We start from the raw sequence: 20993 nt of genomic DNA on the forward strand, positions 1-20993 counted from the left end.
CTCAACCACCGGCCCGTGGGGCGAAGGTGCTGCCGGCGTCCTGCCGGTAGGGATCGCTCTGCCACTGCGCGGGGTCGAGCGGGCGGTCCGGGTCGTCGGCCACGAAGGTCCACGGTCCCCGGTAGTCGTTGTCGTGCCAGCGGTTGTCCTGCCCGAGGGTGAGCGCCTCGGCCACCCGCTTGCCCTTGTACGGCGACCAGTCCGGATAGGTGCCGTAGTTGGAGAGCACCGCCATCCGGCCGCACTCCGTCGTGCACCCGACCACGGACGGGTCGAGGCTGAAGCGGTTGTCGTGGATGTCCACCCGCTGGGTCTTCCACCGGCAGTCGCCGTAGAGCGGGGCGGTGCCGATCGCCGGCGCCGCGCAGCTCGCGGTGTCCTTCACCAGGCGGGTGCAGTAGCCGGTCGAGGTGTTGGCCGGGCTGTTGCAGAACCGGTCGGCGTTCTCCCACAGGGTGATCCCGGACCAGTTGTCCTCCAGGACGTTGTGGTGGATCTCGATCCGGTCGGTGCGGGCCGGGATCCGCGGCTCCCCGCCGGACTCCGACAGGTAGACCGCCGCGTACGGGAAGTTGTCGCCGTCGGCGGTGTGCTCGCGGCCCTCGGCCCAGGTGTTGCGCCGGACGGTGTTGTCCCGGACGACCGCGTTGTAGCTGGTCTCGTACACCAGCGCGGCACCGTCGTTGGCCTCCAGCAGGTTGTTCTCGATCAGGAAGTCGTTGTTGTTGTTGTCCGCCCACAGCCCGGGTCCGCGGTTGTCGTGCACCCAGTTGCCGCGCACGTCGGCGCCGTCCACGGCCCAGAACTTGATGCCGCCGGTGCAGCCGCAGCCCGGCTCCCGGCGCTCCCAGTCGTCGGTGTTGTTGCCGGTGACCTCGTTGCCCTCCACCACCAGGCCCTTGATGGAGTCACCGGTCTTGTACGCGTTCATGCCGTACTGCCCGTTGCGGCGCAGGCAGCTGGCGCGCAGCTGCTGGTGGGCACCGGCCATCAGCCCGGCGCCGGAGTTGTCCTGGACGGTGGTGTTCTCGATCACCCAGCCGTCGGCCATGTCGTGGTTGACCACGCCCTCGTCGTGCGGCGCGACGAAGCCCTGCACGGTCAGGTGGCGGATGGTGACGCGGGGGGCGGTGCCGCTGAACGCGTAGTTGTTGGTCCGGCGGCCGTCGAGCACCGCGCCCGGCGCGCCGAGGTAGGTGTTCCCCTCCTTGGCCATCACCTGGGCGTAGCGGTCCGGTTGGAGCGTGTGGGTGCCCGGCAGCAGCCAGAACGTGGTGTTCGGGGGGCTGTTCCTGGTCTTCGCGGCCAGGTCGTCGACCACCGCGGGGTCGACCGTCACCGCGCCCGGCGGCGCCGTCGCCGGCCCCGGCGCCGGGTGGTCGCACACCCGGGCCGCGGCCGCCGGCCCGGACGCCGTGGCGGACGGCACGCCGCTCGGCCCCGCCGGGTGGGACGGCGTGCCGGTGCAGCCGGTGACCACCACCAGCAGGGCCAGCGCCAGCGCCGCCACCGCCGCCGGCGCCCCCCGGTTCCGCCTCCTGATCCGCACGCCCCGCCCCTTCCCTAGCCGCCGAACCCGAGGACGGTGGTGAACCCCTGCGCGTCGTCGGCGAAACCGGTGCCGACCAGCGTGGTGGCGGGCACCTTGCGTCCGAAGCCGGGGGAGTACCAGCCCAGCGGCGGTTCGCTCTCGCCGCGGTGCGCCCGCCAGGACAGCTGCCCGGGCAGGTCGAGCACGGCGGAGCGGTCCTCGCCGTCGCGGGTCCAGGTCAGCACCGCCCGGTTGTCCGTCAGCTCGGCGGTGACCGCCGGGCCGAGGTGGAACGCCAGGCGCACGGCCCGGCGCGGGCCGCGCACCTCGTCGGTGATCCGCAGCTCCCGGCTCCCGGCGGCCAGCTCCACCCGGCGGCGGTGCACGGTGTCCTGGTAGCCGTCGTGCTCGGCGCACCAGCGGGCCGTCGTCCCGCCGGAGGACTCCGCGGCGAGGACGCGGCTGCGGGCGTGCCGGGTCCACAGGAACGGGCCGCCGGAGACGGACTGGTCGGCGCCGTCCAGCTCCAGGGTGTTGTGGCCCAGCGTCGAGCGGAAGTACCGCCGCCACTCGGGCTGCCCGTGGTAGCAGAACGTCCCCGGGTCGGCGAGCACGTCGACGCCGTCGTGCCGGACCTCCACGGACAGCGCGTCCGCGTGGGCGTGCGCGGCGATGGACAGGAAGCCGTGCGGCCCGCCGTCGCAGCGGCACCAGATGTCCTCCCCGCCGCGCAGGACGGTCAGGCCCGCGTCGGGGAAGTGCGCCGGCCGGGCGGCCGGGCGGCGCACCGTGCCGTCCTTGCCGTACGGCCGGACGAGCGCGGCCAGCAGCGGGGTGCGCACGTCGCCGCCGCTCACCGCCGGCCACCAGGGGAGCCGGCCGAACACGGCCTCCCCGGTGGCCAGCAGCGAGCCCCAGCGGTCGGTGCCCGCGCCGTCCAGCACCAGGCCGTGCCCGTCGTCGGCGTCGCCCTGGCGCGGCGGCCGCAGCCGGTTGTCCACGACGGCCGCGAGCGCGTCGGTCATCCGCAGCAGGACGAGCCGCACGGTCCGGGGGACCGGCACGGCGGCGGCGTCCGCCTCGGCGACCGCGGCCAGGCCGAGTTCCAGGACGAGCCCGTGGTACTCGGTGGCCAGTTCGCGGTTGAGGCCGGAGGGGAAGGTGTTGGCGCGCAGGTTCCGCTCCAGCGACCGCAGCGCGGCGGAGCGCCAGCGCGCCGAGGAGGGGAACCAGCCGAACGCGCAGGCCGCGGCGAACTGCCCGGCGTCCTCGGCGATCACGTGGTTGTTCGCCGAGGACCCGCGGCTGGGGAAGGCCGCCAGCCAGCGCTGGTGGTGCCAGATCTGCTCCAGCGCCACCGGGTTCTCCTCGAACAGCGCGGCCGCGCCCGGCCAGCCGTCGAGCAGCCGGCGCACCCACACCCAGGACAGCAGCCGGATGCCCAGCTCGATGCCGCTGATCCAGTGCACGCCGCGCAGCGGGGGGTTGGCCGCCCACCAGGACCGCAGGTGCCCGGCCACGCGCTCGGCGTACCGCTCCTCCCCGGTGAGCGCGTAGGCGGCGGCGAGCACGGTCAGGTACTGGTGCCGGGACGGCTCCCAGATCTGCTTGATGTCCCCGACCGCGTCCTCGTCGCGGTACGGCACGTCGAAGGCGTAGCCGGACGGCGCCCGGCGCCCGGTCCTCGGGTCGCGCGACCAGTCGGGGTCGGCCAGGTCGTCGCGCTCCACCCCGAAGTACTCGGCGTGCCCGTCCATCAGCCGGTCCGCCTCGGCGACCAGGCGCTTGACCGCGTCCGGCGGCACCGCGGCGAGCGCCCCGGCGGGCAGCACGGCGGTGAACCGGGCGCCGGCGACGGGCGGGCACGGCGGCGGCGCCGCGCGCCACCGCCTGCGGCGCACCGCGTCGCCCACCCGGCCGCCGACCTCCCGCGGCCCCATCCGGGACAGGCGCCGCAGGTACCAGCCCGCGCTCATGGTCATCGCGGCCTCGCCAGCGACACCGGCGCGCCGCCGGCCAGCGCGGCCTGCACGGCGAGGGTGGCCGCCGTGGTGGCGACCAGCGACTCCAGCGGCACCGGCATCGGCCCGCCGGTCCGCACGGCCTTGACGAACGCGGCCAGTTCGTTGGACTGGCCCTTGTCGCGGGCCTTGGGCAGCCGCGAGCTGACCCACCGCTTGCGGCCGTACACCGAGGCGCGGACGAAGTCGTCGAGCTTCAGGACCTTGCCGTCGGCGAGGAGGTCCAGCGTCTCCTTGGGGAAGCCGGGCGCGCCGGTGGTGACGTAGCCGAGGGTGGCGGTGGAGCCGTCCGGGTAGCCCAGCACGACCTGGAGGTCCTCGTTGCCCGCCGGGGCGACCGCGTACACCGAGACCGGGTCGGCCCCCAGCAGCCAGCTCGCGGTGTCGATGAAGTGCCCGCCCTCGCCCGCGAACCGCGAGCCCTCGGTGCCCTGCTGGAGGTACCAGCTGCCGTGCTGCAACCGGCCCGCGTTGACCAGGTAGCGCAGGCTCGCCGGGCCGGTCCGGGCGCCGAACCGGCTCCTGGCCTCCCGCAGCAGCGGCGCGAACCGGCGGTTGAAGCCGACCTGCAGCCGGTCGTTGCCGGACTCCTCCACCGCGGCGAGCACACCGGCCAGTTCGTCCTCGGTCAGGGCCAGCGGCTTCTCCACGAACACGGCCTTGCCGGCGAGCAGCGCCCGGCGGGTCAGCTCGGCGTGCGAGCTGTGCCGGGTCACCACGAACACCGCGTCGACGGCCGGGTCGCCGAGCACGGCGTCGAGGTCGGTGGTGGCCTGGGCGAAGCCGAACTTCCGCTGCGCGTTCGCCGCGGACAGCGCCGTGGTGGTGACGACCGTGGACAGCGTGACGCCCTCGCGCCGGGCCAGGTGCGGCAGCAGCATCGACGTCGCGTAGTTCCCCGCGCCGACGAACGCCAGCCGCACCGGCGCGCCGGCCGGGCGCACCGGCGCGGACGCCCGGTCGCCGCGCCGCACCTCGGGCACCGCGGGGACCGCCACGGCGGGTGCCTCCGGCGTTTTGGCCGGCGCGCCCCCGGCGTAGCGGAACAGCACCGCGACGGCCTTCAGGTCGCCGTCCTTCAGGCGCCGGTAGGTCTCCACGGCGTCGTCGAACTCGGCGATGTGGGAGACCAGGGGCTCCACGTCGACCCGGCCGCGGGCGAGGAGGTCGAGGAAGCACGCCAGGTTGCGGCGCTCGGTCCAGCGCACGTAGCCGATCGGGTAGTCCCGCCCCTCCAGCTCGTACTCCGGGTCGTAGCGCCCGGGGCCGTAGGAGCGGGAGAACCGGACGTCCAGCTCCTTCTCGTAGTACGCGTTCCACGGCAGGTCGAGCCGGCACTTGCCGATGTCGACGACCCGGCCGCGGTCCCGGGCCAGCCGGGCGGCCAGCTCGACGGGCTGGTTGCTGCCGCCGCCGGCCGCCAGGAACACGTGGTCCACGCCGTGACCGCCGGTGAGCTCGGCGACCGCGCCCTCGACCGCGGCCGAGCCGGGATCGCCGCAGGCCGCGGCGCCCAGGCGCTCGGCGAGCTCGCAGCGCGCCGGGTCCGGGTCGGCCCCGACGACCCGCACCCCCGCCGCGGTGAGCAGCTGCACCACCAGCTGGCCGATCAGCCCCAGGCCGATGACCAGCGCCACCTCGCCCAGCTGCGGCTCGCCCTGGCGCACGCCCTGGAGGGCGATCGACCCGACGGTGCCGAACGCCGCGTGCTGCGGCGCGAGGCCGTCCGGCACGGGGGTGTAGAGGTTCTTCGGCACCCAGTTCAGCTCGGCGTGCAGCGCGTGCTCGTTGCCGGCGCAGGCCACCAGGTCGCCGACCTTGACGTCGTCGATCCCGGCGCCGACCTGCTCGACCACCCCGCACAGCGAGTAGCCCAGCGGGGTGTAGGAGTCCAGCTTGCCCATCACCTTGCGGTACGTGGCGGGCAGTCCGTTGACGGCCACGCTCTGCATGACCTTGGCCACCTGGTCCGGACGCGAGCGGGCCTTGCCCACCATCGACATGCCGGCCTCGGACACCTTCATCAGCTCGGTCCCGGTGGAGATCAGCGAGTAGGCGCTGCGGACCAGCACACCGCCCGGCTTGCACCCCGGCACCGGCACGTCGAGCACCGCCAGCTCGCCGCTCTTGTAGTTCTGCACAACCTGTTTCACCGGAAGTCCCCTTGTTCCTCTGCCGTTTGGTGAGCGCCGTGCCCGGGCGCTACGTCGTCGAATGGGTGCTGTGGCCGGAGCGTGCGGTCGCGCCGCGGTACCAGTGTTCGAGGGTCAGCACGTGCCACAGGTGCTTGGAGTAGTCCTGGTGCCCGGCGGCGTCCTCGGCGACCAGCCGCGCCAGCGCGTCGCGGCGCAGGAAGCCGGAGCGGACCAGCTCGCCGTCGTTCACCACCTCGCGCACCAGCGGCGCGAGGTCCCGGCTCATCCAGGCCCGCAGCGGGGCGCTGAACAGGCCCTTGGGCCGGTACACGATCTCCCGGGGCAGGACGGAGGTGGCCGCCTCCTTGAGCACCGCCTTGCCCTGGCGTCCGACGATCTTGCGGTCGCCGGGCACGGCGAACGCCGCCCTGACCACCTCGACGTCCACGTACGGCACCCGCACCTCGGTGGAGGCGGCCATGCTGGAGCGGTCGGTGTACGCGAGGTTCAGGCCCGGCAGGAACATCCGGGCGTCGCCCAGGCACATCCGGTTGACGAAGTCGTCGAGGTCGTTGTCCTCGTAGACGTCCGCGTGCTCGGTCAGCACGTCCTCGACCGTCCCGGCGAGGTCCGGATCGACCAGGGCGAGCAACTCCTCCCGGTCGTACATGGTGTAGCTGCGCCGGAAGGCGGTCTCCTCCGGGAGCTCGGCGAAGGAGAGGAAGCGCTTGGCGAACCGCACCGAGCGCAGCCCCCGGCGGGCCGTGGCGACCGGCAGCCGGTCCACCGCCATGGCCAGTCCGCGCCGCAGCGGGCGCGGGACGCGCTGGTAGCGCAGCGCCAGCCGGTTGGCCAGGTGCTTGCGGTAGCCGGCGAACAGCTCGTCGGCGCCCATCCCCGAGAGCATCACCTTGACCCCGGCCTCCCGGGCGGCCGAGCAGATCAGGAAGGTGTTGATCGCGGCGGGGTCGCCGATCGGCTCGTCCAGGTGGTAGGTCATCCGCGGCAGCAGGTCGAGCACGTCCGGGGCGATCTCGATCTCGTGCAGGTCGACGCCGAACCGCTGCGCCACCTGCCGGGCGTAGCGCAGGTCGTCCGGCATCGCCTCGAACCTGGCGTCCTCGGCGCGGAAGCCGATGGTGTAGGCGGAGATCCCGGGCCGGTCGCGGGCCGCCAGCGCGGTCAGGTAGCTGGAGTCCAGGCCGCCGGAGAGGAAGGTCGCCACCGGGACGTCGGAGAGCAGATGACGCCGGGTCGACTCCTCGACGACGGCCGCGAGGTCCGGCAGCTCGCCGGCGCGGGCCCGCTCGCGGCCCTCGGCGGCGACCTCCCGCAGGTGCCAGAACCGGCCCCGCTCCACCCGGCCGTCCGGCCGGCACCGCAGCCAGCTGCCCGGCGGCAGCTTCTCCGCCTCGCGGAACGCGCACCGCGAGTCCGGCACCCAGTAGTACAGCAGCGAGGCCACCAGCGCCGCGTGGTCCACCTCCAGCGACCCGCCGGTGGCGGCCGCCAGCGCCTTGAGCTCGGAGGCGAAGACCAGTCCCTCGCCGCGCCGGATCAGGAACAGCGGCTTGATGCCGAGCTGGTCGCGGACGAGCACCAGCTCGCCGGTGCGCTCGTCGAAGATCCCGAACGCGAACATGCCGCGCAGCCGGGGCAGGCAGTCCGTGCCCCAGCGCCGCCACGCCTCCAGCAGCACCTCGGTGTCGGAGGTGCCGCGGAAGCGCACCCCGGCGGCCTTCAGTTCGGCCCGCAGCTCGGGCGCGTTGTACAGCTCGCCGTTGTACGTCAGGACGAGGCCGTCGGAGACCATCGGCTGGGCGCCGGTCTCCGACAGGTCGACGATGGCGAGCCGGCGGTGCCCCAGGTGCACCTCGCCGTCCCCGACGGGATGGCCGTAGCGGCCCGCGCCGTCCGGCCCTCGGTGGGCGAGGGTGTCGGTGAGCAGGTCGGTCACGACCTTCCCGTCCGGCCACCGGTACGTGCCCGCGATGCCACACATGTCCTACCGCACCTCCTGGTCACTGTCCGGGACCCGTGTGGTCCACAAGGTCGTGCGTCCGGTCCGCCGCCGGCCGGTCCCGTTCTGCCGGACCGGCCGCTCGTAGCGCCCGCGCGTCACGATGTGCGGCCGGTCCCACAGCGTGCCGTCGGTCCGGTCGCGCGGATCGGGGTCGATCAGCACCACGCCGATCACCGCGATGCGCTGGTCGGCGAGCTGGCGTGCCACGGTGTGCAGCCACGCGGCGCTGCCGCGCCCGGCCCGCACCACCAGCACGGTCCGCTCGCCCAGGTACCGCAGGTCGCTCCACGCCGTGCCGGGCGCCACCGAGCCGACGCCGATCCGGCGCTCCTGGGACGGCGCGTCCCCGGCCTGCTCGCCGCGGACCACGGTCGGGCCGTCCGGCGCCGGGCGACGCTTGGCGAGCTGCGGGCCGGGCAGGCCGTCGACGACCACCACCGGGCCCTCCGGCGCCAGCGCGCCCGCGAGGTCCAGGGCGATCGCGGCGGTGCTGCGGGCACAGCCCAGGTCCAGCAGCGACACCGGGTCCGGGGACTCGCGCACGGCGCGCGCCAGGGTCGTGGTGAGCCTGGTCCGGGCCGTACGGGTCCGCGGGAGCTGCCACCGCCCGGCCGGCGGCCGGGGCACCCGGCGCAGCTCGGCGAGCACCGACGCCCCGAGGTGGGCCGCGATGTCCCGGCGCAGCACCGGGCGGTCCGCCACCACCACGCCGATCGCGCTCACCGTGAGCCCGAGGACGAGCCCGAGGACGAGCCCGATCGCGGCGTCGGTGGCGGCGGTTCTGGCGAGCGAGAGCGGCACCGCGTGCGGGGCGTCCACGATCTGGGTGCCGGCCACCAGCCGGGGCGTACCGGTGTGCGCCTCCGCGGCGCGCCGGGTGAAGTCGGTGATCCGCGAGCTGAGTTCGGCCCGGCTGGCGTACAGCGCCTCCAGCCGGGCGGACGCCTTCGGCCCGCTCTGCTGCGGGGTGTCCCCGATCTCCTGGTTGACCTGGGCGAGTTCCTGCTGCATCCGGTCGCGCTGGTCGAGCAGGGACTTCGCCTCGGCGTCCGCGGCCTCGTTGATCCGCCGCACGTGGTCCGCGACGAACGCGTCGGCCAGCGCCTTCGCCCGGGCCACCGCCTCCTCCTCGGTACGTGCCTTCACGGTGATCTGCAGCAGGTTGTTGGTCAGGCCGAGGCCCCCGTAGTCCGCCAGGAAGTCCACCGGCCGGTCCGCGGACCCGACGGCCTTCAGGGCCGCACCCGCGATCCCCACCGTCTGCAGCAGGGCGGCGTCGGTGCGGATCAGGGTGCCGGGATCGTTCGGGGAGTCCGCCTGGTGCGCGACCAGCACCGTGGTCACCGCGCTCGGCGGCGCCGGGCGCAGCACCGCCGCCGCCGTCCCGGCCAGCAGCCCGAGCAGCGCCAGGCAGCACCAGAAGCGCCGGCGCCTGCGCACCGCGACCACCAGCCCCTGGAGGTCGACCAGGGGAGTGGCGGCCGGCGACTCCGACGTCGTACTCGTCGTCACCCCGAGCCTCTCCCCGTCTCGTCGCCGACCGTGAGCGCCGGCCGGGCGCCGCTCGCGAGCGCCGGCGCGGCGCCCTCCACGAGCGCCGGCGCGCCGCCTTCCGTGAGCGCGGGCGCGGCCGCGTCCGACCGGCGGCCGGACGAGCGCTTCGCCCGGTCCCGCACCGCGGCGGCGACGACGACGCCGACGATCTCGTGCCCGGCGTCCGCGCACGCCCCGGCGACGCCGCGGAGCTCCGCCTCGGTCCAGTTGCCCGCGCTCAGCACGACCAGGACCCCGGACTCCTCGTCACGGTCCGCCACCAGCGGCCGGGACACCGGAACCCCGACCACCCGCAGCAGCGGATCGCCCCCCGCCTCGGCGGCGAGCCGACCGGCCGCCCGGCGGGCCGTCCCGTCGCCGTCCGGGACGACGACCAGCAGCTCCCGGGGGGACACCGGCCGCTCCCGCAGACGGGCGCACACCCGCCGGTAGCGGACCTGCCGGCCGGCCTCGTCCCCGGAAGCGTGCGGGACCGGCAGGTCCCACCGGACGTCGGTGCCCAGCAGCCGGCGCGCCAGGCCCCGCGGGCCGCCCGCCTCGGGGCGCCGCGCCGCGCGGTCACCGGGGACGTCGACGGTGCCGAGGAGCACCGAGCCCAGCGCCCCGGCGATCTCCGCCTCGGTGCGCAGCCGGCGGCTCGCCCGGGCCGCGGCGAGATGGCCGATGACCGCGAGCAGGAGGAACGCCAGCGCCCCGCCGGCGACGAGGTGCGCCGCCGTCGGCGGAGTCGCCGCCTCCGGCCGGGGGGCCGGTCCCAGCACGACCATGCCGGCCTTGCCGGCCGCCGGGTCGACCTGCTCCAGCTTGCCGACCGCCTCCTGCAGCGCGGTGCGCAGCTTCGCCAGCTCGGTGCGGGTCTGCACGCTCTCCACGGTCTGTCCCGGATTCGCCGAGTCCGCCAGCTCGGTGATGCGGCGGCTGGCCTGCGCCACCAGCTGCCGCAGGGCCTGCGGCTGCGAGGCCTCGGCATCGGTGCCGTCGCCCGTGAGCCGGGCGGCGAACGCCACGAACTGCTGCGCCACCTGGTCGGCGAGCTGCTGCGCCTGCTCCGGGGTGTCGCCGGTGCCCGAGATCTTGATGATGTTCCCGTCCGCGGCCGTGGCGCTCACCCGGTCCCGCAGCCCGTCGCCGGTCCACGGCCGCCCGAGCGTGGCGGCCGCGCGGTCGAGCACCACCGAACTGGTCGCGAGCTGCGCCTGGGTCATCAGCTCGCGCTCCTGCCACGCCCCCGGCAGCAGGACCGAGGCCGCGGTGGAGTACCGCGGCGGGAACAGCAGCGAACTGCCGTAGCCGACGAGCGCACCCACCACGGCGAGGACGGCGAGCAGCCGCCAGCGCCGGCGGAGGATCCGGCCGACCGTGACCAGGCGTATCGCTTCCTCGCTCAACGGCGCGGCCTCTTCCCGGCCCGGCCCCGGCGGCCGGCCCGCCCCTGAGCGCCGTCCCGGCAGGCGGCGTCGTAGGCGGCGAGCAGCGAGCGCTGGGAGTTCCGCCAGGCGAGCGGCCCGTTGATCCGCTCCTGGCCGAGCTTGCCCATCCAGGCCCGCCGGTCCGGGTCGTCCAGCAGCTCCGCGACGAGCTCGGCGAACTTCGACTCGTCGTTGGCCGGCGCGTAGACGGCCGCGTCACCGGCGGAGACCCGGGCCTCGCGCAGGTCGAAGGAGACGATCGGCCGGCCCATGACCATGTACTCCAGGACCTTGTTCATGGTCGACACGTCGTTGAGCGGATTGCGCGGGTCGGGGGAGAGGCACACGTCCGAGGTGGACAGGTAGCGCGCCAGGTCGGCGTCCGGAATCCGCCCGGTGAACTCCACCTGGTCCGCGAGCCCGAGCCGCCGGGCCAGCTCCACCATCGCGTCGAAGGTGTCGCCGGCGCCGACGAACACCGCGTGCCAGTCGGTCCGCCCGACCTCGTCGCGCAGCCTGGCCAGGGCCCGCAGTGCGTAGTCGACGCCGTCCTGGGGGCCCATGACGCCGAGGTAGCACAGCAGGTGGGGCTTGCCGCGCTTGAGCTCCGGCTCGGGCGGCACCGGCCGGAACCGGTCGGTGTCGGGCGCGCTGCGCACCACGAAGACGTCCTCCGGCCGCAGGCCGCCCCGGTGCAGCGCGGTGTCCCGGTAGCTCTCGTTCGTGGCGAGCACGACGTCGGCGGCCCGGTAGGTCAGCCGTTCCAGCGCGCACACGCCGCGGTAGAGGAGGTCCTCGCCGCGGTCGAACCGGGACAGGTACAGCTCCGGGACCAGGTCGTGCTGGTCGAACACGAACCGGGCGCCGCGCCGCTTCAGCCACAGCGCCGGCAGGAACAGCAGGTCGGGCGGGTTGCAGGCGTGGACCACGTCGACCGGGCCGACCCTGCGGGCCAGCCGGGCCGTGTGCCACAGCGCCGATCCGTACTCCCGGAGGTAGCCGGCCGGCCCTCCGGTGGCCGCGCGCAACGGGTAGCGGTGGATCCGCACCCCGTCGATCACCGCCTCCGCCTCGGTGTCCCGCTTGCTCCCGCGCGGACAGATGACGTCCACCGTCCAGCCGGCGTCGCGCAGCGTCGTGCACTCCTGCCACACCCGCCGGTCGAACGGCACCGAGAGGTTCTCCACCAGGACCAGCGCGCGACGGCCCCGCCCGTCGCGGCCGGTGACGTCACCAGGCAAGGCCCACGTACCCCGGCTCGGCCCGGCGCGCGTCGGCGTCGGGCAGGTGGACGAGGTCGACGATCAGCGGGCCGTCCCCGTGCGGCAGCGCCGCCAGCACGGCCGGGTCCTTCGTCCCCACCACGCACACCTCGGCGTGGCCGAGCACCTCCTCGACGGAGTCGGTGAGCAGCTGCGCGAGGTGCGGCAGCCTGGTCTCGATGTACTCGCGGTTCGCGCCGAGCAGCCGGGAGAGGTTCACATTGGGGTCGTGGATCCGCAGGTCGTAGCCCTTGCCGAAGAGCCGCTCCGCCAGCTCGACGAGCGGGCTCTCGCGCAGGTCGTCGGTGCCGGGCTTGAAGGACAGGCCGAACAGGCCCACCCGCCGCTTTCCGGTGCGCTCGACCAACTCCAGGGCGCGCCGCAGGTGTTCGGCGTTGGAGGGCAGCACGTGGGAGAGGATCGGCACCGCGACGTCGGCCCGCTGCGCCGCGTGGACCAGGCTGCGGAGGTCCTTGGGCAGGCAGGAGCCGCCGAAGGCGAAGCCGGGCCGCAGGTAGGCGGGGCTGATGTTCAGCTTGTGGTCGGCCAGGAACACGTCGATCACCTGATGCGAGTCCACCCCGAGCGCCCGGCAGACCGCGCCCAGCTCGTTGGCGAAGCCGATCTTGAGGCCGTGGAAGGCGTTGTCCGCGTACTTGATCGCCTCGGCGGTGGGGACCGGCACCCGGAACACCTCGCCGGGCAGGCCCTCGTAGAGCGCCGCGACGACGTCGCCGCTCTGCGGGTCGAGCTCGCCGATGACGGTCTTGGGCGGGTCGAAGAAGTCCCGCACGCTGGTGCCCTCGCGCAGGAACTCCGGGTTGACCGCGACCCCGAAGTCCACCCCGGCGGTGCCGGCGTACTTCTCCAGGATCGGCACCAGCAGGTTCAGGCAGGTGCCCGGGAGCATGGTGCTGCGGAACACGACGGTCTGCCGCCCGCCCCGCTCGGCCACCGCGGCACCGATCTCCTCGGTGACCCGCTCCAGGTAGGTGGTGCACAGGCTGCCGTTGGGCTCCGACGGGGTGCCCACGCAGACCAGCGACACGTCGCTGCCCATGATCGCCTCGCGGACGTCCGTCGTCGCCCGCAACGTCCCGGCCCGCACGACCTCGGCGATCATCTCGCCGATCCGCTCCTCGACCACCGGGGCCTTGCCGTCGTTGACCAGGTCCACCTTCACCTGGTTGACGTCCACCCCGATGACCTCGTGGCCCAGGCTGGCCAGGCACGCGGCCGACACGCAGCCCACGTAGCCGAGCCCCAGGACACTGACCCTCATGAAACGTTCCTCCCCTCGGGCAGGCCCTTGTGGCCGGCCATCCGCGCGTCGATCGGACGACGCCCCCCACGCATCCCGCGCACCCCGCGGGTTCCACACGTTCCGCACGCCCCGCGCATCAGTAGGCCCCCTGCCCCTGGAGCACCGCGCGCAGCGTCTTCCACAGGATCACCGCGTCCAGCGCGAGCGACCAGTCCTCCACGTACCGCAGGTCCAGCCGGACGGCCTCCTCCCAGGGGAGGTCGCTGCGCCCGCTGATCTGCCACAGGCCGGTGAGCCCGGGCTTGACGAGCAGCCGCCGCCGGATGTCCGGCCCGTACGCCGCCGACTCCTCCGGCAGCGGCGGCCGTGGACCGACGAGCGACATCGAGCCGGCCAACACGTTGAACAGCTGCGGGAGTTCGTCGATCGAGTAGCGGCGCAGCACTCCGCCCACCCTGGTCACCCGGGGATCGTGGCGGAGCTTGAACAACAGCCCGGCGCCCTCGTTGTAGGCGGCCAGCTCGGCCCTGGCCCGGTCGGCCCCGGCGGTCATGGTGCGGAACTTGACCAGGGTGAACTGCCGGCCGTCCTTGCCGACCCGGGGCTGCCGGTAGAACGCCCCGCCCGCGCTGTCCGCCATCACCAGCAGCCCGACGAACACCATCAGCGGTGCGAACAGGATCAGCAGGATCACCGCGCCCAGCCGGTCGACGACCTCCTTGACGGCCCGCGGCCCCCCGGTGAAGGTCGGCATGCTGACCCGCAGCATCGGGATGCCGAGCACCGCGTCGACGTGCAGCCGCGGCCCGGCGACCTCCATCAGCACCGGGGCCACGACCATCTCCGCGTCGCCGCCCTCCAGGTTCCAGGCCAGCCGTTGCAGCCGGTCCGGCGTCCAGTACGGGTCCGGGGTGATCGCCACCACGCGGAACCCGTCGCGGCGCACGTGGTTGGCGACGTCCGACAGCCGGCCGACCACCGGCACGCCGTCCAGTCGGTCACCGCCCGGGCCGAGGGTGTACGGCGTGCACACCGCCTCGACCTTCCAGCCGAGGTGGGGGAACTTGCGGGTGCGGGCGATCAGGTCGCGCACCGTCGCCGGGCTCCCGGCGGCCAGCACCGGGCGCAGGCACCGGCCCTCGTTGCGCCTGCGGTGCAGCCAGACGCGCAGCAGGTACCGCTCGGTCATGGTGACGGCCGTGATCGCCGGGATCGCCACGAAGATCCAGAGCTTGATGTTGTGCGAGGTGAGGGCGATCCCGCCGAGCGACAGGACGACGGCCGCGGTGAACAGCGCGCGCCCGAGCCGGCGGAACTCCTCGGCGCCCTGGCCGAGCACGGCCGGGGCCCACGACCGGGTCACCGCCAGTGAACCCAGCACCAGAAGCTCGGTGCCGAAGGCGAGAATTCCCCATTTCTCGTGCCAGTTAGCGGCGTCCCGGACCCCGAAGAAACCGCCTATCGCGGCGACCACGAATGCGGTGGCCACGGTATCGCTGGTGATCACCGCCCGGCGGTACTGCTGTTCCCAGTCGATCCTCGGTCGGCCGATTCCCGCCTTGACCGGAGGACGCCGCTGTGTCGATTGCGCCGATTGCGCCGACGGTAACGGGCGGACCGTTTCCCCTTCCCCCTGCTTCGCATTCCGTTCCAGGTCACCAGTGGGTTCGACGTGCTCGCTCCACACGATTCCTCCCCCCGGGAGGCTTGCGCCTCCCGTGCTGCTCCTCCCTAGGGGAGCCCCCGCCCTCCCGTCGTGCCGCGCTGTTCCTGCCGGCGGGAGTCCCCACTCCCGCGCACGCCAAATACCGCTCTCGCAGCGCTTGTTGAACATCCCGCCGAGCGTCGGCGGGTTCGCCCCGGCCGGAGCCCCGAGGTGCACGGGAAACTGCCGGCGGGTCGCCCCCTTGCGGCCGGAGCCCCGCGTTCGGGCTCCGGTGAATGATCTCCCCCATACTGCCGCCGGGGACGCGCCTGTCAGCCGTCCCCGGTGCCGGACCAGTGGATCATGACGGTGTCGCTGGTGTCCGGCGGTGAGCAGTGCAGTCAATCTAGAGCATCCGGGAGCTCCAAAGAGGGGGATATGTGAAACGTGCACTCGAAATTTGACGTTGGATCCACCGGACGGCCACCGGTGGCGGTGGCCCGGCGGCGAATGCCCGCGCGGTGACCTGCGGCGACAAAGGTGCGGGAGATCGTCTTGAAAAGGCCGGGTGCGGCGTCCGGACGGCCGGGCACGGCGAGGGACTGGACAAACCTCGCGAGCGCCTCGGCCGTCCGGCGCGGGGCCGGCTCAGCCCGCGGCGCAGGTGCGGGCCAGGCGGGCGCCGGCGGCGGTGAGCCAGTGGGCGGCCCGGGCACGGGCGTCGGCCGGATCGCCGGACAGCTCCGTGAGGGTGAGCGCGCCGGGGCCGGTGGCCTCGCCGGCGACGACCCGGGCGGGGACGCCGGCCCGCCCGGCGCGGGCGAGGACCTCGCCGACGGCCTTGCCGAGCAGGCTGGTGGCGTCGAAGCGGCCCTCGCCGGTGATCACCAGGTCGGCCCCGGCGAGGGCCCGGTCGAGCCCGGTCAGTTCGGCCACCGCCGCCGCGCCGGGGACCACCCGGGCGTCCCAGGCGGTCATCAGGCCGTACGCGGTGCCGCCGGCCGCGCCCGCGCCGGGCAGCGCCGGGTCGCCCCCGAGCAGGTCGGCGAAGCGGCGCAGCCCCGCCTCCAGGACGGCCACGAGGGCCGGGTCGGCGCCCTTCTGCGGCCCGTAGACCGCGGCCGCTCCGGTGGGGCCGAGCAGCGGGTTGGTGACGTCGGCCAGCAGCCGGACACCGCCCGGCGGCGCGGGGCGCAGGGCGCTCCGGTCGAGCCGGTGGGCCCGGGTGAGGGCGCCGCCGCCGTCCGGGAGGAGGGCGCCGGTGTCGTCCAGCAGCCGCAGGCCGAGGGCGGCCAGCAGCCCGGCGCCGCCGTCGGTGGACGCCGAGCCGCCGAGCGCGACGGTCACCCGCCGCGCCCCGGCGTCCAGCGCGGCGGCGATGGTCTCGCCGGTGCCGCGGGTGCCGGCGGTGAGCGGGGCGAGGGCCCCGCCGAGCAGCGGCAGGCCGCCGGTGTCGGCGAGTTCGACCAGTGCGGTGCCGTCCGGCAGCAGCGCGTAGCGTCCGGTGACCGGCCGTCCGTCGGGGCCGGTGCAGCCGGGCACCGGGTGCACGGCTGCACCGGGGAGGGCCGCCGCGAGCGCGTCGAGGGTGCCCTCCCCGCCGTCGGCCATCGGACGGATCAGCAGGTCGTCGTCCGGCCGCACCGAGCGCCAGCCGGCGGCCAGGGCCAGGGCGGCGTCCCGGGCGGCGACGGTGCCCTTGAAGGAGTCCGGCGCGAGGACGACCCTCACGGCCGGGCCAGATGGGCGAGGTGCCGCTCGATCAGGGTGCGCAGCGTCAGCTCGCCCGGGGTGTCCCAGATCTCCTGGTTGAAGATCTCGACCTCGATCCAGCCCCGGTACCCGGCGGCGGTGACCAGGTCGGTGAGGGCGCGGAAGTCGATGTGGCCGTCGCCGACGTGACCGCGGCCGAGCAGGGCGTCGGCGGGCAGCGGCAGGGTCCAGTCGCACACCTGGTAGGAGGCGATCCGCTCCTCCCGCCCGGCGCGGGCGATCTGCTCGGGCAGCGCCGGGTCCCACCAGACGTGGTAGCTGTCCACGACGACGCCCACCTGCCGGGCCGGGTGCGGGGCGGCGAGGTCGAGCGCCTGGCCCAGGGTGGAGACCACCGCCCGGTCGGCGCAGAACATCGGGTGCAGCGGCTCGATCGCCAGCCGTACACCGAAGTCGCCCGCGTGCGGAGCGAGTTCGCCGAGCAGGTCGGCGACGGCGGCCCGGGCGCCGACCAGGTCGCGGCTGCCGGCCGGCAGGCCGCCGACGACCAGCACCAGGGTGTCGGTGCCGAGTTCGGCGGCCTCCTCGATCGCCCGGAGGTTGTCGGCGAGCGCGGCCCGGCGCTCCTCGGGCCCGGCGGCGGTGAGGAAGCCGCCCCGGCACAGGCTGCTGACGGCGAGTCCGGCGTCCCGGCAGAGCTTCGCGGAACGGGCGAGTCCGGTCTCGGCGACCTTGTCGCGCCAGAGCCCGATGGCCGGGATGCCGGCGTCCACGCAGCCCCGCACCGCCTCCGGGAGGCTCCAGCCCCGGGTGGTGATCTGGTTGAGCGACAGCCTCTCCAGGCCGTTCACCGCGGTGGCGCCGCTCATGCCGTCACCCCCGCGACCGCGAGCAGCCGGCGCATCCGGGCGGCCGCGAGATCCGGGTCGGGGAGGACCCCGGCGGCGTCCGCCAGCCGGAACAGCTCCACCAGGTGGGGCACCGAGCGCCCGCTCTGCGCACCGCCCACCATGGTGAAGTGGTCCTGGTGACCCGCCAGCCAGGCGAGGAAGACCACCCCGGTCTTGTAGTGGAAGGTCGGCGCGGCGAACAGGTGCCGGGCCAGCGGCACGGTCGGCGCGAACAGCTCCTCGTAGCGGTCGAGGTCGCCCTCGTCCAGCGCCCGCAGCGCCGCCGCGGCGGTGGCCGCGATCGGGTCGAAGACGCCCAGCAGGGCGTGGCTGTGGCCGAGTTCGTCGCCGCGGATCAGCTCGGGGTAGTGGAAGTCGTCGCCGGTGTACATCCGCACCCCGGCCGGCAGGGCGCGGCGCAGCGCGATCTCCCGGTCGGCGTCCAGCAGGGAGACCTTGATGCCCTCGACCCGGTCGGCGTGCGCGCCGATCAGCTCCAGCACGGTGGCGGCGGCCGCGTCGAGGTCGGCGGAGCCCCAGTAGCCGGCGAGCGCGGGGTCGAACATCTCGCCGAGCCAGTGCAGCAGCACCGGCTGCTCGGAGGCGGCGATCAGCTCGCCGTAGACCTCCAGGTAGTCCTCCGGGCCGCGGGCGGCGGCGGCCAGGGCGCGGCTGGCCATCAGGATCGGCCGGGCGCCGGCCTCCTGGACCACGGCCAGCTGCTCCTGGTAGGCGGCCCGGACGGCGTCCAGCGGGTGGGGGCCGGGGGCGAGCTGGTCGGTGCCGACGCCGCAGGCCAGCAGGCCGCCGCAGGCGCGGGCCGCGGCGCCGGAGCGGGTGATCAGCTCGCGGGTGGCCGGCCAGTCCAGGCCCATGCCGCGCTGGGCGGTGTCCATCGCGTCGGCGACGCCGAGGCCCAGCGACCACAGGTGGTGGCGGAAGGCGAGGGTGGCGTCCCAGTCGACGGCGGCCGGGGCGCCGGGGACGTTCTCGCCCAGCGGGTCGGCGACCACGTGGGCGGCGGCGAAGGCCGTCCGCGAGCGGGCGGCGGCGGTCGAGGCGGGCAGGGCGGCGGCGGTCGAGGCGGGCAGGGCGGCGGGCTCGCGCAGCCGGATCCGGCCGTGGCCGGGCAGATCGATCTCGGTCATGGTGTCAGCGCAATCGTCTCGTCGGCGGGCGGCTGCGGGGCGGGCGGTTCCCCGGCGGCCGGGTGCGTGGTGGCCGGCCAGGGTGTGGCTGGCGGGCCGTCACAGGGACAGCTCGGGGACGTCCAGCCGGCGTCCCTCGCGGGCGGAGCGCAGACCGAGCTCGGCGAGCTGCACGCCCTTGGCACCCTCCAGGAGGTCCCAGTGGTACGGGGATCCGGTGGTCACGTGGCGCAGGAACAGCTCCCACTGCGCCTTGAAACCGTTGTCGAACTCCTCGTTGTCCGGCACCCGCTGCCACTGCGCGCGGAACGGCTCGGTCGCCGGCAGGTCCGGGTTCCAGACCGGCTTGGGGGTGGCCGCACGGTGCTGGAAGCGGCACTCGCGCAGCCCGGCGACGGCGCTGCCCTCGGTGCCGTCCACCTGGAACTCCACCAGCTCGTCGCGGTCCACCCGCACCGCCCAGGAGGAGTTGATCTGGGCGGTGATGCCGCCCTCCAGCTCGAACACGCCGTACGCGGCGTCGTCGGCGGTGGCCGGGTAGACCTGCCCGCGCTCGTCGGTGCGCTCGGGGATGTGGGTGGCGGTGTGCGCGTACACCGAGCGCACCGGGGCGATGATGCCGTCCAGCACGTAGCGCCAGTGCGGGAACATGTCGAGGACCATGCCGCCGCCGTCCTCGTCGCGGTAGTTCCAGGACGGCCGCTGGGCCTGCTGCCAGTCGCCCTCGAAGACCCAGTAGCCGAACTCGCCGCGCACCGAGAGGATCCGGCCGAAGAACCCGCCGTCCACCAGCCGCTTGAGCTTGCGCAGGCCGGGGAGGAAGAGCTTGTCCTGCACGGCGCCGTTGCACACCCCGGCGTCGCGGGCCAGCCGGGCGAGGTCGAGCGCGGCCTCCAGCGACTCGGCGGTGGGCTTCTCGGTGTAGATGTGCTTGCCGGCGGCGATCGCGGTGCGCAGCGCGGCCTCCCGGGCGGGGGTGACCTGGGCGTCGAAGTAGACCTCGGCGAGCGGGTGGGCGAGGGCCTCGTCGAGCGAGGTGGTCCAGTGGGTGAGGCCGTGCCGGTCGGCGAGGTCCTTGAGCTTGTCGGCGCTGCGGCCGACCAGGATGGGCTCGGGCCACAGCGTCTCGCCGTCGCCGAGCGGCAGGCCGCCCTGGTCGCGGATGGCCAGGATGGAGCGGACCAGGTGCTGGCGGTAGCCCATCCGGCCGGTGACGCCGTTCATGACGATGCCGATCACCCTGCGGGACATGGGGGTTCTCCGATTCGTTGCTGGTGCGGGGGAGCGCGTGGTGCGGGGGTGGTGCGAGGCGCTGCGCGGGCGCGCGGCCAGGGGGCGCGCGCCGGGGCTCACGCGGTGCGGTCGACGTCCTCGGCGAGGACGGGGTGGGCGAACGGCTGCCCGGCGGTGTAGCGGGCGAGTTCGTCCGCGGCGGCGGCGGCCATCCGGTGCAGCTCGCCGCCGAGGGAGCCGGCGACATGGGGGGTGAGCACGACGTTCGGCAGGTCGTAGAGCGGGGAGTCGGCGGGCAGCACCTCGGGCTCGGTGACGTCGATGACGGCGTCCAGCCGCCCGGAGGCCGTCTCGCGCACCAGCGCCTGCTGGTCGACCAGGGAGCCGCGGGAGGTGTTGACCAGGGTGGCGCCGTCGCGCATCAGCGCGAGCCGGCGGCCGTCGATCATGTGCCGGGTCTCCGGGAGCTCGGGGGCGTGCACGCTCACCACGTCGGAGGCGGCGCACAGTTCGTCCAGCCCGACGGCGCGCGCACCGAGCCGGGCGGCCTCGGCGGGGTCGACGTAGGGGTCGTGCAGCAGCAGGTCGAGGTCGTGCGGGCGCAGCAGCTCCAGCACCCGCCGGCCGATCCGGGAGGCGCCGACGATGCCCACGGTGCGCCGGTAGTTGCCCGCCGTGGCGTAGGCCAGCTGCCAGTCGTACGGCGCGCGGCGGCGCCGGTACTCCTCGCGGATCGGCAGCAGCCGCTTGTTGGCGAGCAGCACGACGGCGACGGTGTACTCGGCGACCGGCAGTGCGTTGGCCCAGGCCGCCGAGGTGACCTGCAGACCGCGGCGCCAGCAGGCGTCGGTGACGTGGTGCTTGACCGAGCCGGCCGCGTGGATGACGGCGGTCAGCCGCGGCGCGGCGGCCAGCACCTCCTCGTCGATCGGCGGGCAGCCCCAGCTGGAGACGATCACCTCGGCGTCGGCGAGCGCCGCGCGGGCCCCGGGGGTGCTGAAGTCGTCCAGGACGAGATCCGGGTCGAGGTCGGCCAGCGCGGTGAGCCGGGCCATGGTGTGCGGGTCGATCAGGCGGTCGGCGAGCTCGCGGTGCATGGCGAGGACGGCGCGGGGACGGCAGGCTGGCCGGCTGTCGGGCACGGTGGTCTCCCGGTCGGGCGAAG

At 74.8% G+C, this 20993-nt stretch carries 14 protein-coding genes; all 14 read right to left on the reverse strand.

Features of this window, described 5'->3' with window-relative positions; translation table 11 throughout:
- Position 1 precedes the first annotated feature (1 nt).
- Positions 2 to 1549 carry a right-handed parallel beta-helix repeat-containing protein gene (locus ACFXAM_RS09100; protein ID WP_380289006.1) on the reverse strand — a complete coding sequence of 516 codons (1548 nt, stop codon included), beginning with the start codon at positions 1547 to 1549 and terminating at the stop codon, positions 2 to 4.
- A gap of 14 nt (positions 1550 to 1563) precedes the next feature.
- A complete protein-coding gene (locus ACFXAM_RS09105) occupies positions 1564 to 3513 on the reverse strand; it encodes an alginate lyase family protein (protein ID WP_380289008.1) in 1950 nt (649 codons plus the stop codon).
- Positions 3510 to 5705, reverse strand: a complete 2196-nt coding sequence (locus ACFXAM_RS09110) for a bi-domain-containing oxidoreductase (RefSeq protein WP_380289010.1) — start codon at positions 5703 to 5705, stop codon at positions 3510 to 3512. The genes ACFXAM_RS09105 and ACFXAM_RS09110 overlap by 4 nt, the downstream gene beginning before the upstream one ends.
- 49 nt (positions 5706 to 5754) lie before the next feature.
- The gene (gene asnB, locus ACFXAM_RS09115) at positions 5755 to 7689 is read right to left on the reverse strand and encodes an asparagine synthase (glutamine-hydrolyzing) (RefSeq protein ID WP_380289012.1); all 1935 of its coding nucleotides are present in this window, start codon (positions 7687 to 7689) and stop codon (positions 5755 to 5757) included.
- Positions 7690 to 7692: 3 nt separating this feature from the next.
- On the reverse strand, positions 7693 to 9222 hold the full coding sequence (locus ACFXAM_RS09120; protein WP_380289014.1) for a polysaccharide biosynthesis protein: 1530 nt from the start codon (positions 9220 to 9222) through the stop codon (positions 7693 to 7695).
- Positions 9219 to 10652, reverse strand: coding sequence for a polysaccharide biosynthesis protein (locus tag ACFXAM_RS09125; RefSeq protein WP_380289016.1), 1434 nt, complete (start codon positions 10650 to 10652; stop codon positions 9219 to 9221). Before ACFXAM_RS09125 ends, ACFXAM_RS09120 begins: the two co-directional genes overlap by 4 nt.
- A complete protein-coding gene (locus ACFXAM_RS09130) occupies positions 10649 to 11914 on the reverse strand; it encodes a glycosyltransferase family 4 protein (RefSeq protein ID WP_380289018.1) in 1266 nt (421 codons plus the stop codon). The genes ACFXAM_RS09125 and ACFXAM_RS09130 overlap by 4 nt, the downstream gene beginning before the upstream one ends.
- Positions 11904 to 13217, reverse strand: a complete 1314-nt coding sequence (locus ACFXAM_RS09135; protein ID WP_380289020.1) for a nucleotide sugar dehydrogenase — start codon at positions 13215 to 13217, stop codon at positions 11904 to 11906. Before ACFXAM_RS09135 ends, ACFXAM_RS09130 begins: the two co-directional genes overlap by 11 nt.
- Before the next feature lie 118 nt (positions 13218 to 13335).
- Positions 13336 to 14853, reverse strand: coding sequence for a sugar transferase (locus ACFXAM_RS09140; RefSeq protein ID WP_380289048.1), 1518 nt, complete (start codon positions 14851 to 14853; stop codon positions 13336 to 13338).
- 639 nt (positions 14854 to 15492) lie between these two features.
- A complete protein-coding gene (locus ACFXAM_RS09145) occupies positions 15493 to 16575 on the reverse strand; it encodes a glycerate kinase (protein WP_380289022.1) in 1083 nt (360 codons plus the stop codon).
- Positions 16572 to 17426 (reverse strand): sugar phosphate isomerase/epimerase family protein, encoded by an 855-nt coding sequence (locus tag ACFXAM_RS09150; protein ID WP_380289024.1) that lies wholly within the window; start codon positions 17424 to 17426, stop codon positions 16572 to 16574. Before ACFXAM_RS09150 ends, ACFXAM_RS09145 begins: the two co-directional genes overlap by 4 nt.
- Entirely contained in the window at positions 17423 to 18595 is a 1173-nt protein-coding gene (locus tag ACFXAM_RS09155) for a dihydrodipicolinate synthase family protein (protein ID WP_380289026.1), read from the reverse strand. The genes ACFXAM_RS09150 and ACFXAM_RS09155 overlap by 4 nt, the downstream gene beginning before the upstream one ends.
- 99 nt (positions 18596 to 18694) lie before the next feature.
- Entirely contained in the window at positions 18695 to 19846 is a 1152-nt protein-coding gene (locus ACFXAM_RS09160) for a Gfo/Idh/MocA family protein (RefSeq protein ID WP_380289028.1), read from the reverse strand.
- A 98-nt stretch (positions 19847 to 19944) separates the two neighbouring features.
- Positions 19945 to 20925: a hydroxyacid dehydrogenase gene (locus ACFXAM_RS09165; protein WP_380289050.1), complete on the reverse strand. Its 981-nt coding sequence runs from the start codon at positions 20923 to 20925 to the stop codon at positions 19945 to 19947.
- Positions 20926 to 20993 lie beyond the last annotated feature (68 nt).

The sequence above is a fragment of the Kitasatospora sp. NPDC059462 genome (assembly GCF_042749955.1).
In the GTDB taxonomy this organism is placed as follows: Bacteria; Actinomycetota; Actinomycetes; order Streptomycetales; family Streptomycetaceae; genus Kitasatospora.